The following is a 12,448-nucleotide window of genomic DNA, read 5'->3' on the forward strand; positions in this document are numbered from 1 at the left end:
TTACCCTTACCTCCATAGGAGATTAACTAGACCAGTCGTGAAAACCGGAAAAACTGTAATTATAGCAAGCTCAAAAAGTAGAAGCCCATAAAATGGAATGGCCTCTATGATAAAATCACGGGTCTTACACTTAGTTATTCCACAGGAAACAAACATAAGCGTACCAACAGGAGGAGTTAAACAACCGATGGCTAAGTTGAATATGAATATCATACCAAAGTGGATATCATCTATACCATATTTAGCAGCAACGGGAGCCAAAAGGGGAGCGAGAATAACTATGGCCGCGTTCCCCTCCATAATCATTCCTACTATAAGAAGAAAGATATTTACAGCAAGAAGAAACATATATTTATCAGGTATATTAGCTAAAATCCACTTAGCTATCTCCTGAGGCACCCTCTCCCTAGTTAATATCCAGGCGAAAGTAGAAGCGGCAGCTATGATGAGCATTATAGAAGAGGTAGTAATAATGGTTTCCTTAATCGCCTGAAGCAAATCCCTTATCTTCATCTCCCTATACATCAAAGCTAGAAAGAACGCATAAACTATAGCAATGGCTCCAGCCTCAGTGGGGGTAAAAACTCCAACGCGAATTCCTCCGATTATAACCACTGGCAATATTAAAGCCCAGAACGCTTCCTTAAAGGCCCTCAAAAACTCGCCTAAGCTCCTTTCCCTTTCATAAAGAGGCCTATAGCCTCTTTTCTTAGATATAAACCAAACGAGAATCATTAAAAGAAAGCATAATAGCAACCCCGGCCCTATCCCAGCTATAAAGAGCCTCCCTATGGATGTATTAGTAACCGAACCGTATATGATCATGGCTATGCCTGGAGGAATAAGAGGAGTTATTATAGCTGAAACGGCAACTATAACGGTACCAAAGGCCTTGGGGATTCCTCTTTTTTCCATCTCTGGAACAAGCATCTTCGCCTCCATAGCTGCATCAGCTAAGTTGGAGCCACACAATCCTCCCATAACGGTAGAAAGGAGAACGGAAACTTGCGCTAACCCGCCAGGCATCCTACCAACCATTACTTCACAGAAGTCCATTATCCTTTTGGTAACCCCAGAATAGTTAAAGATTATCCCAGCGAATATAAAGAAAGCGATGGCAAGAAGAGGAATGCTTTCAACCCCAGAAATAACCCTTTGAGCTATTATGTAAGGTGGAATAGCTGGATTAAAGGCAAAGTAAATGGCGGAACCAGCAAGTATTGATGCGAAAACGGGCACCTTAAGAAACATTAAAGTGAAAACAACCACAGCTGAAAAGAGAGCAAGATCAAGATGCATTACTCCTCACCACCCTTAAAGAAAGAGAGTGTCCAGCTTAAAAACATCAATATGGAACCTATCGGTAAGGCAAGGCAAATTAAATAATAAGGAACATGCAAAACGTTAGTAGTCCTTTGAATCTCACGCTGAAGACCAACGAAGCTAAATCCATAAAAAGCAAGGTAAAGAAGGAGAAAGGAAACCACAAGATATACAAATATATTAACGATCTTCTGCAGAGGTTTAGGAAAGATATCAACCAATACTTCTATGGCTACATGACCACCATGCCTAAAGGCAACGCTTCCTCCAAAAAAGCTTAGCCATACATAGCACCAAAGCTGAACCTCCTCCTGCCAGGAGAAGGGCCGGTTAAAAACATATCTCATTAAAACTCCTGAAGAGGTAACAGCGACCAAAATTATTAGCGTTAATCCCGATATGAAAGAATCTGAAAGTTTAAGTAGCTTTAAAAAACCCCTAATCACTTTCCCCCTAACTCCTTTCTAAACAAAGGAATTGGGGTAAGAAGATTTCTCTCTTCCTACCCCTTTTTAAAAATCTATTTCATTTCATAGCGTTTTTAACGGTTTGGTAAAGATTTGGAGACCACCTAGATGTTATCTCTGGAAGCTCATAGAACTTCTTAGCTGCCTCCTTAAACTCCGTCAAATCCACTTGAATTACCTCTACCTTGTCTGCCTTCATCTTCTCTAAGCTTTCCTTCTCAAGATCAAAGTAGCGAGAGTTATTGTATTTCCCAGCCTCATCCCCTGCTTCCATTATTATCTTTTGCTGTTCAGGAGTAAGGGAATTAAATACCTTAGTTCCACAGATCCAAGTAGTAAAGTTCTTAACGTGACCGGTTAAAACTAAATATTTAGCTACTTCAGCAAACTTGCCCTTATAAAGAACCGGTATCGGATTCTCAAGACCATCGACAACACCTTGTTGTAAGGCTGTATAAACCTCACCCAAGGGCATAGGAGTCGGAACAGCTCCTAAGACCTCAAATCCCTTTATCTGAATAGTGTTATTAGGAACGCGAATCTTCATCCCCTTAAGGTCAGCAAGCTTTCTAACGGGCTTTTTAACAAGGAGCTGTCTATCACCATAGATCCAATTAGCGGTTAATATCTTTAAACCCTTTTCCTCAAGCTTCTTAGACTGCTCTTTCCACCAGTCGCTCTTTACAAGCTTCCAACAGTCATCCCAGCTATCAAAAAGATAGGGACCGAATACTATTCCAAAGTCAGGAACGCCTCTATCCGCATAGAAAGCTCCATCTGCTAAGGTTATAACAGGTATACCAGCTAACATCTGATCTATAAGCTCATTCTTAGAACCAAGCTGGCTTGAAGGATAAAGCTGAACTTTGATCGTACCATTGCTTCTTTCCTCAACTAACTTCTTCCAGTGATTACAACCAAGATCAACAGGCTCACCAGGATGATTCTCGTAGCCTATCATGATAGTTAGTGGTTTCGTTTGAGCCCCGCAGATCGGGACAAAACCAAGTAAAGAAACTACAAAGCATAAGACAAATACCGCTAAAGAGAGCTTCTTCATAAGATATACCTCCCTTCGCTTTTATTTATGTGCCCTTGGCACTTTCATCCAACAGAGCTATCACCTTAAGATAGCCGCCCGGGTTTGAAACGAGCTCCTTTATATAGCGAGGAATATCATCAAAGCTAACTATAGCCGAGATAACTATCTCAACATCTATAAGCCCTTTACTAACCAGCTCAATGGCTTCCTTAAATAATCCAACGCTGTTTCTTGAACCCTTAACATCAAGCTCCTTCTTAGTTATCAGATATGTGGGAAGAGAAACATCGTTAAAGGGATAACCAACCAAGGAGATCCTTCCCGCATAAGAAACATAATCTATAGTATCTCTAACCGCTTTCTCAGAGCCAGAGGCCTCTATTACAACTTCAGCCATCCTACCGCCAGTAATATCTCTCACGAGCTTAAAGGGATCCTCCTTCTGAGGGTTTATAGTATATCCTATTCCGCCCCTTTTGGCTATTTCCAACCTTGAATCGACTGGATCAACAACTATGGGAACTCCTCCAAGGTGTTTAACATAAAGGGCAGCTAAGATCCCTATGGTTCCAGCTCCAATAACAACCACATGTTCCCCCATTTTAACTCCAACCCTTTTGACCGCTTGCATAGATATTGTTAAAGGCTCAACGAGGGTAAGCTTTTGCCAGCTTATATCGCTTGGGACCTTATGTACTAAGTGTGGATCGTGAGCTATATACTCAGCAAAGGCACCATCCTGATGAACGCCTATGACGCTCATGTTCTCACAGCAGTTGGTCCTACCGATCAAACAGGGATAACATTTACCACAATATCTGTAAGGCTCTATCACAACCCTATCTCCAACCTTGAGGTCTTTAAACCCTTCAGGAAGGCTTTCAACCACGCCTGCCGCCTCATGCCCAAGTATTCTTGGGAAAACTCCTAAGCGAGAGGTCCCCTTATAAGCGGAAACATCAGAGCCACATATGCCAACCGAGGCTACTTTCACAAAAACCTTACCATCCCTATCAGGAAGGCTAACCTCCTCAAGGCTAAGCTCTCCGGGTTTCCTTAAAACGATGGCCTTCATACGAATTCCTCCTTGTATGCTTGTATTCTTGCACTCATGTATTCCACAATATGAAACTGCGTTTCGTATTCCTTAACAAATTATAAGGGCTTAATCGTTAAGTGTCAATCTTTAAAAAAACTTTAATCAAGCTTTATTCAGTATTAACATCATCTAGATACACTTTAATCGAAATTCTCTAGAGGGGGTGTTTTTTAATGTACCAGAGAGGCAGGAGTCTTTTCTCGAGGTTCTTGATATTTGCCTTCGTCCTCCTTTTAATCGTTCCCTCGATAGCCTTAGCCTTCAAGGAGGTTAAATTCGCGGTAATCTCCGATCCTCATCTGAGCCTTCCGGTAGCCAATACTGAAAACAAGGTCAAGATGGAAGACTCATCCGTTGAGCTTTTTAGAGAAGCCATCAATAAGATTAACTCAATTTCAGGCTTAGACTTCGTAATACTTACTGGCGATCTAACGAAGGATGTGGAGCCATGGAACATAGACCTATTAAGGGAAATGCTTGAAGAGGTCAATGTTCCGGTTTTCGCCGTGCTCGGAAATCATGAGGTAAGCCCGTTACCGGTAAAGGGCAAGGATCCCAGTTTAGCCTCCCTTATAGGCGATTCTAAGTACACCATCATTTGGGCATTACAGGGTTACGGATTCAATGGCCCAAGAAGCTACTGGAGCGCTGAGCCTATACCGGGTCTCTACCTTATCGGATTAGATACTACTAAGATAGGAAGCTGGGGTGGAAAGTTATCAAAGGCTCAACTTGAGTGGCTTGATAAGGAGCTTTATAAAAACAAAGATAAGCTTACCATAGTTATAGGCCACCATCTTTTAGTTCCCTTCAGAAAAGAAGAGTTAAAGCCCGAGTGGAAAAACTTTTATTTAGATAACGCTGAGGAGGTCATCAAGCTATTCGAAAGGTATCCTCAGGTTTCCTTCTACCTATGCGGACACCGTCACGTTAGCACCGTTCCGGTTGAGAAAAACGGCATATGGTATATAGTAAACGCTTCTACACTAACTTATCCGATGTCAATTACAATATACACCCTTACCCCTGAGGAGCTGAAATATGAGGTAATAAGGCTTGAAGCCACAAAAGATATCTGGGAGGTAGCCAGAAAGACCATGGGCGAAGACCCCTGGTGGAAGCCCCATAAGGATGCAACGGTTGAGGAAACCCTTGCCTATTACGAAGCAAAGGAATTTATGAAATTCAGTATGCCTGTTAGGTTCAAGAAAAAGTAAGTAAAAATAGCCTTAAGCGACAGGCCCCTTTTAAAAGATCAAGTTACAAAAGGGGCCTGTCGCCATCAAATTAGGCAATCCTTAAGCTTCCTCCTCTATCCACCTGAGATAATCGGGGTTACCTGCAACTATGGGTAAAGCTATTATCTCTGGGACGGTATAAGGGTGAATAGCTTTCACTTTATAAAGAAGCTCCTTGAAGCGTGCGGCCCTAGCTTTAACTATAAGGAGCGATTCCTTATCTTTCTCAATCTTCCCTTTCCACCAGTAAATGGAATTTACTTCTTCAACTATATTTACACAAGCGCCAAGTTTTTCCCTTACGATAAAATCTGCCACCTCCTGAGATTTATCCTTAGGGACCGTTATGAAGATAACATAGTAACCCTCCAACAAGGCCTCACCTCCTCATCCACCCTACTTTAGCATCAGGGACCGAGTCAATTTCCGAAGAGTAAGGCTTTAAGTCCAAAAGAGGCGTTCCATCGATCGCATCTAAACCCACCACTTTAAGTATTCTACCGCTTCTTTCAACAAGTCTAACTACAGAAAAACCTATAGGGTTAGGTCTATTGGGAGAGCGAGTTGCAAAGACCCCATGCTCTTTCCCATCATGAGGGGGGATAGCTATGAGCTTATCCCGATCGGAAAGGTGAAGCCAGTATAAGACTATAAGATGAGTGCACTCCTCTATGTCCCTTAAACCCTCCTCGTACTCCTTAAAGATCTCTATCTCACATATCTCGCTTGAAAATCTACCCTGAAAGGGGGCAGAGTTTCTATCTTTGTAGGGAGACCTTATAATCCCTATAGGCTTAACATAGAATAGCTTCACGTTATCCACCTTCCTTCAACCAACCTTGTGGCACGATTATATCAGTATATACCACTAAGCTTCAAGAAAAATCTGAAACCCCTTAGCAAAATCGCAAAATTTTTGATATCATTAAAAGCAAAAAATTAAGGAGGGTTAGTGTGACATGACTTGGACCTTGATCTTAGTCTTCCTTAGTGGCATTCTAGCCGGTTTCATGAACGTTCTCGCGGGAGGGGGATCCTTTTTAACCATACCTGCCCTATACCTAACGGGGCTTCCTGTGGATGTGGCCAACGCAACGAATAGAGTTGCAGTCTTATTTCAATGCTTGGCCGCGGTAGTAGAGTTTAAAAGAAAGGGAGTTTTAAGGCTTAAGGAGATATTCCCTTTTCTTGGGCCAGCTTTAATTGGATCCCTTATAGGCTCATTCATAATGATTAGCATAGATAAGAAAACGCTTCAGATCATCATAGCCCTAATGATATTCGCAATAGGAGGATTGGTAGCTCTCAAACCAGATTTAGGACAGGTAAAGAGGGATACTAAGCTACCTAAATGGATAGGATGGCTATCCTTCTTCCTCATAGGAATATATGGGGGATTCCTTCAAGCAGGGGTTGGCTTTTTCCTTATATTTGCCTTAGTAACTATAGGAGGCTTTGATCTTTTAACCACCAATGCCATAAAGATGGCTATAGTGTTGTCTTACATGGTGATAAGCGTAGCGCTATTCTGGGCATATGGGATAATAGAGCTCTGGCCGGCGGTCATACTTTCAGCGGGAAACGTCTTAGGAGCATATATCGGAACACACACCGCCATAAGCAAAGGGAATAGATTCTTAAGGCTAGCCCTTCTTATCATGATAGCTGTAAGCGCCACGAAGATGCTCATGGATGTGGTGGTATAATTTCCTTAAGGGGGTCGATAACATAGATAATTTAGAGAGGGTTCTTAAAAAGAGACATTTTCTCAAGCTCCATAAGATAAAGGAGAGAAAGAGGGAAGATATTTTAAGTTATATCTCAAGCTATCTCTTTAACGTACCCGTCAAGATAGTTATGGATAGAGATTTTCTAAAACTTAAGCCTCAAGACACCATAAGCATACTCATTAACAGCTTCGATCAGGAGGAAACAGCTGCAATAATAGTGGATGAAAGAGATAAACTTTTAGGAGTTATAACTATGAAAGATCTTCTCCGCTTCTTCAGTCCCCCTAAGAGATACTCCATAGTAGGGCTAAACTTGCTAAAATGCCCCACCTTAAGTAAGGGTTGCACCGTTGAAAACCTAATGGTTAAAAATCCCATAACCATAGGTATCGATGATAATCTCGGCCAAGCCATAAGGGTGATACTGGAAACGGGAAAACACCACTTACCGGTCATAGATAAGGAAAGAAGGGTACATGGGCTGCTTGAAGTTAAGGACATCATAAGATTCATAAGGCTAACCTGGTAGTGCATCATGGATATCCTACTTAAGATAGCCATAATCCTTCTAATCGCTAAGTTCTGCGGATATCTGGCCATAAGAATAAAGCTACCTGAGGCTTTTGGAGCGTTGCTTGGTGGGATAATAATAGGCCCTATGCTCGGGATAGTGAGCTTTTCTGAGGATGTTAGCCTTTTCGGAAACCTAGGAGTGATCTTTCTCCTCTTCTTAGCTGGGCTTGAAACTAACTTTGAAGAATTAAAGGGAGTGGGAATCTCTCCATTCATAATAGCGGTAGGAGGCTTAGCTCTCTCAATAGCTTTAGGCTATTTGATAGGGATACTTTACGGATATCCAAGGATTACCGCCCTTTTTCTGGGAGGAGTCCTAATGTCCTCAAGCGTAGGATTAACCACAAGCGTGCTTATAGAGATGAAAAAGCTTCATACGAAAGAAGGGACCACCATATTGGCTTCAGCGGTTATAGATGATATTTTAGGATTAATAGCTTTGGCTATAATAATAGCGATAAGCAAAAGCGGACATATAGAGGTGAGAGAAATAGTGATTTTATTAGCTGAAATAATAGCCTATTTCACCTTAAGCTATCTTTTGGGATCCTCCTTAGTTAAAGGAGCCCTGAAAATCGCAGGAAGGATAGATGTTCCCGAGGCTTTAACCGCGGTAGCGATAGCTTTGATGCTTATCTTCTCTTACTTAGCTGAAGAGGTGAAAATAGCATCCATAACCGGGGCTTACCTCGCAGGGCTTATAATTAGTAAAACTCCCGAATCCCAGAGAATAAAGGATAAGGTTTACACTATCGCCTTTTCCATATTCATCCCAGCATTCCTTGTAGGAGTAGGAGCAAACACTAATATCAACTCTTTGATCAAAGCAGGAAGCTTCACTATAGTGTTTTTCGGAATAGCCATCTTAACCAAAACGCTGGGATGCGGTATCGGCGCGCTTATAACGAAGAGGTTTACGCTGGAAGAGGCCTTAAAGGTCGGCTTAGGGATGATACCTCGTATGGAAGTAAGTTTAGTGGTAGCTAACTCGGCTCTAATAGGAAAGATCTTCGATGAGTCCATATTTACAGCATCGATAACTATGATTCTACTAACTACGATAGCAGCTCCGATATTTCTTAAATGGGCCTTTTCAAGGGCCGCTCAAGAAGCATCCTTAAAAGCCTAAAATGAATATATTTCTTAAGATAGCTGTGATCCTTTTATCCGCCAGGTTCTGTGGATATCTAGCTACAAGAGTGAAACTTCCAGAGGCTTTCGGGGCCTTGCTAGGAGGAGTAATTATAGGTCCTATATTAGGCATCGTGGAGCTCTCTGGGGAAATCAGAATATTAGCTGACTTAGGTGTGGTTTTCTTACTCTTCTTAGCTGGCCTTGAAACTAATGTAGAAGAGCTAAGGAGAGTCGGAATCCCATCCTTCGTAATAGCCTCAGCAGGAGTAATAGTCCCCTTATTCGTAGGATATTGGATATCGCTACTTTATGGATATCCTAAGATAACCGCCTTATTTTTAGGTGGAACACTAACAGCTACAAGCGTAGGGCTAACTACAAGCATTCTTTTAGAGATGAAAAAGCTTCACACTAAGGAAGGAACCGCCATTTTAGCCTCAGCCATCATAGACGATGTATTGGGAATAATGGTACTAGCGATAATAATAGCTATAAAGAAAAGTGGACATGTGAGCCTAAAGGAACTATCATTTTTATCAGGAGAGGTGGGAGTCTATTTTCTCTTAAGCTACCTTTTAGGCTCTCCTCTGATTAAAAAAACATTAAAGCTCATGGAAAAGCTTGATCTACCGGAGGTTTTAACATCGGTGATAATAGCCTTAATGCTAATCTTTGCATATTTAGCTGAGGGAATTAAGATAGCTGCCATCACAGGAGCATATCTTGCAGGTCTCATAATAAGCAAAACTCCAGAAGCGCGAAGGGTAGAGGACAAGATAAACACCCTGGCCTTTTCCTTATTCGTACCGACATTTCTTGTGGGAATAGGAGCAAGCACCAATATCTACTCTTTATCTAAGACGGGTGCTTTTACGATAATATATTTCATCATAGCAGTTTTAACTAAAATAGCAGGATGTGGGGTTGGAGCTTTAATAACTAAAAGCTTTACCTTTAAAGAAGCCTTAAAGATAGGCGTAGGTATGATACCACGCATGGAAGTGGGGTTGGTCATAGCAAACATGGCTCTGCTGGAGGGGATCTTCGATGACTCGGCTTTTGCCACGGCGGTAACGATGACATTATTAACCACGATAATAACCCCACCGCTTCTTAAGTGGACATTCTCAAAAGGTTAATTAAGGAGGTGGAAAAATTGGTAACTGCCTTCGTTTTGGTTCTTGTAACAGCAGGAAAGGAAAGAGAAATATTGGAAAAGCTCAAAGAAATGCCAGAGGTAAAGGAAGCATATATGGTATATGGAGAGTACGATCTTCTTTTAAAGGTTGAATCCGAAACCTTAAAGGGGCTTGATAACATAATAATGGGCAAGATAAGGAAGATGCCAGAGATCCAACTAACCTCAACGCTTATAGCGGTATAAGATGGATTGGCTTAAGATACTTATAGAAGATATATTAAGATTATTAAAGGAGAAAGATAAACCTCTAAGCATAAGAGAGATAGAGCTTGACACTAAAAGCGAAATAAGCGATATAAGAGAAGCGATAGAAAAGCTTAAAGAGAAGAATCTGGTTAAAGAGGAGAAGGGTTGCCTCTCTTTAACAAAAGAGGGGGAGGAAACCGCCAAGAGGATTTACGACTATCATAAGGCTATAGAAAGCTTATTTAGCCATGAAGTGGCTCATTCTATAGAACACCTTGAGGAAGATGTAAGGGAAAGAGTAAAGATTATAAAGGGAGAAGCAAAGCCTATAGAAGAGATGGAAGAGGGCATCATATCAGCTATAAAGGTTGAGAATCCTAAGACGCTGTCAAGGATAATAGGAATAGGCTTGATCCCTGGAGCAAGCTTTAAAGTGTTAAAGCTAAGGGACGATGTTATTATTCTTGAAAGCAAGGGAAGGCTAATAGCCTTAGATAGAGCTTTAAGTAAAAGCCTCTTAGGAGTAGAGAGGAATGAAGGTCTTACTAGTAGGACAACCTAACGTAGGCAAATCCACATTGTTGCATGCTCTCACCGGAGCTAAGGTAGAAATATCGAACTATCCTGGAACAACCGTTGATGTAACTGAGGGAAAAGCAACAATTAAAGGAGACAGCTATATCTTCCTGGATACGCCAGGGGTATATAGCTTAACTTCCTCAAGCGAAGAGGAAAAGGTAACGGAGAAACTCATCCTCGAGGGCGATTACGATTTCATCATCCAAGTGGTTGATGGAACAGCGATAGAAAGGAGCTTAATAACCACATTACAGCTTGCTGAGCTTGGTGTCCCTTTCATAATGGCTGTAAACTTCTATGATGAGGCAAAGGAGCGCGGAGTGATAATAGATCTTAAGGCTCTTGAAGAAATTTTAGGCGTCCCGGCAGTCAGGATAAACCCCCTTAAGGGGGACACGAAAGAGCTCATAGATAGGATAAAGGAGGCTAAAAGATCAAAATTCAAGATCAGATACGATGATCACATAGAAGAGGGGATAACTAAGCTAGAGCAAGAGCTGAACTACTCCGGAAAGCTACTTAAAAGAGGCCTTGCAGTTAAACTCCTCGAGGGAAGCCCCTTTATGGAGCAGTTCCTCAAGGAAGCGAAGCTAAGCAAGATAAAAGATCTCCTTAAAAGCTTTCATCCAAATATGGAAAGCGACATAACTATTTCAAGATCTGGATATGCGGTATACATAGGGAGTAAAGTTTTAAAGATAACTTCAACATCGTTTAGGAGTCTTCCTGCCATCGATAGATTTATAATAGATACTCCAATAGGAGGCCTAATGTTCTCAATAGGAACCCTTATCTTAATATTTCTATCGCTTTTCTACATAGGAGGTTGGCTTCAGGAAAACCTATCTTTCCTATCGGAAACCCTATTAGAGGCTTTAACCCCCTTCCTTAAGTCCATGGGAGAGCCATTCAATATAGTAACGAGGAATATATTTATAGGGGTATCAGCCGGGGTAAGCATAGCTATCCCTTACGTGGGCGTATTCTACTTTATTCTGAGCCTGCTTGAGGACAGCGGTCTGCTCTCAAGGTTCATAGTGGCTTTAAACAAGGTTATGAATTCCCTTAACTTACCTGGGAAGGCGATAATACCGGCCCTTTTGGGATTAGGATGTGCTGTTCCTGCCATAAGATCAACGAGAATCCTGCCCAGCTTCACGGACAGATTGAGGGTATCGATACTTTACATGACTATACCTTGCTCTTCAAGAGCTGCAATAGTATTCGGCATAGTGGGCTACTACGCGGGATTAAGATACGCTTTAGGAATATACCTTACCGCACTTTTAGTTTTTATAATTACAGCAAAGGTAATGGGCATCATAATACCGCGCGATCCCCTACCCTTAATAGAGGAGCTACCTCGATACCGTAAACCACAAATTAAAAACCTGCTTTTAAAAGCATGGATTAAGGCAGAGGACTTCGTATATGTGGCCATACCGCTTTTGGCCCTAGGAGGATTCCTTTATGGGATACTATCGCATTTTAACATGATAGAACCGATTGTCAAACCCTTAAGATTTCTAACCGTGCATTGGCTTCAACTTCCTGAAAAGACCGCTATACCTATAATTTATGGATTCATCCAAAAAGACTTAGTACCTGCAATGTTAATTAACGCCATGGGCACGATAGATATAACATTAAGCATGAGTAAGCTTCAGATATTCACCTTCGGCTTAGCCTGCGTGTTTCAAATCCCTTGTATGATAGCTCTCTTGATGCTTATAAGAGAGCTGGGGATAAGAAGAGCCCTCATCATAGAGATATCAGCTTTCACTTATGGAATGCTTTTAACTGGAATCGTTAGCAGAATCGTCGGCCTTCTCCTCTAGCTTTATTAACTTTTCTTTAAAATTCCTTTAAACCTCCT

At 41.6% G+C, this 12,448-nt stretch carries 14 protein-coding genes; 8 read left to right on the top strand and 6 right to left on the bottom strand.

What is annotated here, in order from left to right; all coding sequences use genetic code 11:
• Nucleotides 1-6: 6 nt before the first annotated feature.
• From NZ900_02035 to NZ900_02050, 4 genes are all read right to left on the bottom strand, one after another.
• Nucleotides 7-1,299, bottom strand: a complete 1,293-nt coding sequence (locus NZ900_02035) for a TRAP transporter large permease (GenBank protein MCS7232873.1) — start codon at nucleotides 1,297-1,299, stop codon at nucleotides 7-9.
• Nucleotides 1,299-1,769: a TRAP transporter small permease gene (locus NZ900_02040; GenBank protein MCS7232874.1), complete on the bottom strand. Its 471-nt coding sequence runs from the start codon at nucleotides 1,767-1,769 to the stop codon at nucleotides 1,299-1,301. The genes NZ900_02035 and NZ900_02040 overlap by 1 nt, the downstream gene beginning before the upstream one ends.
• Nucleotides 1,770-1,848: 79 nt before the next feature.
• Nucleotides 1,849-2,850, bottom strand: a complete 1,002-nt coding sequence (locus NZ900_02045) for a C4-dicarboxylate TRAP transporter substrate-binding protein (GenBank protein ID MCS7232875.1) — start codon at nucleotides 2,848-2,850, stop codon at nucleotides 1,849-1,851.
• Between the two features lie 25 nt (nucleotides 2,851-2,875).
• The gene (locus NZ900_02050) at nucleotides 2,876-3,907 is read right to left on the bottom strand and encodes a zinc-binding alcohol dehydrogenase family protein (GenBank protein ID MCS7232876.1); all 1,032 of its coding nucleotides are present in this window, start codon (nucleotides 3,905-3,907) and stop codon (nucleotides 2,876-2,878) included.
• Nucleotides 3,908-4,104: 197 nt separating this feature from the next.
• Here NZ900_02050 and NZ900_02055 point away from each other — a divergent pair, with 197 nt between their 5' ends.
• Nucleotides 4,105-5,148, top strand: a complete 1,044-nt coding sequence (locus tag NZ900_02055; GenBank protein MCS7232877.1) for a metallophosphoesterase — start codon at nucleotides 4,105-4,107, stop codon at nucleotides 5,146-5,148.
• 81 nt (nucleotides 5,149-5,229) lie between these two features.
• On the opposite strand, the gene NZ900_02060 is transcribed toward NZ900_02055, so the two are convergent.
• Both NZ900_02060 and tsaA read right to left on the bottom strand, forming a co-directional pair.
• Complete coding sequence (locus tag NZ900_02060) at nucleotides 5,230-5,541, bottom strand: divalent-cation tolerance protein CutA (GenBank protein ID MCS7232878.1); 312 nt, start codon at nucleotides 5,539-5,541, stop codon at nucleotides 5,230-5,232.
• 7 nt (nucleotides 5,542-5,548) lie between these two features.
• The gene (tsaA, locus tag NZ900_02065; protein ID MCS7232879.1) at nucleotides 5,549-5,983 is read right to left on the bottom strand and encodes a tRNA (N6-threonylcarbamoyladenosine(37)-N6)-methyltransferase TrmO; all 435 of its coding nucleotides are present in this window, start codon (nucleotides 5,981-5,983) and stop codon (nucleotides 5,549-5,551) included.
• A gap of 145 nt (nucleotides 5,984-6,128) precedes the next feature.
• Between tsaA and NZ900_02070 the strand changes: the two genes are divergently transcribed.
• Genes NZ900_02070 through feoB form a run of 7 tightly spaced genes read left to right on the top strand, consistent with a single transcriptional unit; the run spans nucleotide 6,129 to nucleotide 12,410 of the window.
• Nucleotides 6,129-6,875, top strand: a complete 747-nt coding sequence (locus NZ900_02070; protein MCS7232880.1) for a TSUP family transporter — start codon at nucleotides 6,129-6,131, stop codon at nucleotides 6,873-6,875.
• Nucleotides 6,862-7,428: a CBS domain-containing protein gene (locus NZ900_02075; protein ID MCS7232881.1), complete on the top strand. Its 567-nt coding sequence runs from the start codon at nucleotides 6,862-6,864 to the stop codon at nucleotides 7,426-7,428. The genes NZ900_02070 and NZ900_02075 overlap by 14 nt, the downstream gene beginning before the upstream one ends.
• Nucleotides 7,429-7,434: 6 nt before the next feature.
• A complete protein-coding gene (locus tag NZ900_02080) occupies nucleotides 7,435-8,601 on the top strand; it encodes a cation:proton antiporter (protein MCS7232882.1) in 1,167 nt (388 codons plus the stop codon).
• A 1-nt stretch (nucleotide 8,602) separates the two neighbouring features.
• Nucleotides 8,603-9,745: a cation:proton antiporter gene (locus NZ900_02085; protein ID MCS7232883.1), complete on the top strand. Its 1,143-nt coding sequence runs from the start codon at nucleotides 8,603-8,605 to the stop codon at nucleotides 9,743-9,745.
• Nucleotides 9,746-9,753: 8 nt separating this feature from the next.
• A complete protein-coding gene (locus tag NZ900_02090; GenBank protein MCS7232884.1) occupies nucleotides 9,754-9,990 on the top strand; it encodes an Lrp/AsnC ligand binding domain-containing protein in 237 nt (78 codons plus the stop codon).
• A 1-nt stretch (nucleotide 9,991) separates the two neighbouring features.
• Nucleotides 9,992-10,555: a FeoA domain-containing protein gene (locus NZ900_02095; protein MCS7232885.1), complete on the top strand. Its 564-nt coding sequence runs from the start codon at nucleotides 9,992-9,994 to the stop codon at nucleotides 10,553-10,555.
• The gene (feoB, locus tag NZ900_02100) at nucleotides 10,527-12,410 is read left to right on the top strand and encodes a ferrous iron transport protein B (GenBank protein MCS7232886.1); all 1,884 of its coding nucleotides are present in this window, start codon (nucleotides 10,527-10,529) and stop codon (nucleotides 12,408-12,410) included. Before NZ900_02095 ends, feoB begins: the two co-directional genes overlap by 29 nt.
• Nucleotides 12,411-12,448 lie beyond the last annotated feature (38 nt).

This window comes from Synergistota bacterium, from assembly GCA_025060595.1.
In the GTDB taxonomy this organism is placed as follows: Bacteria; Synergistota; GBS-1; order GBS-1; family GBS-1; genus 42-11.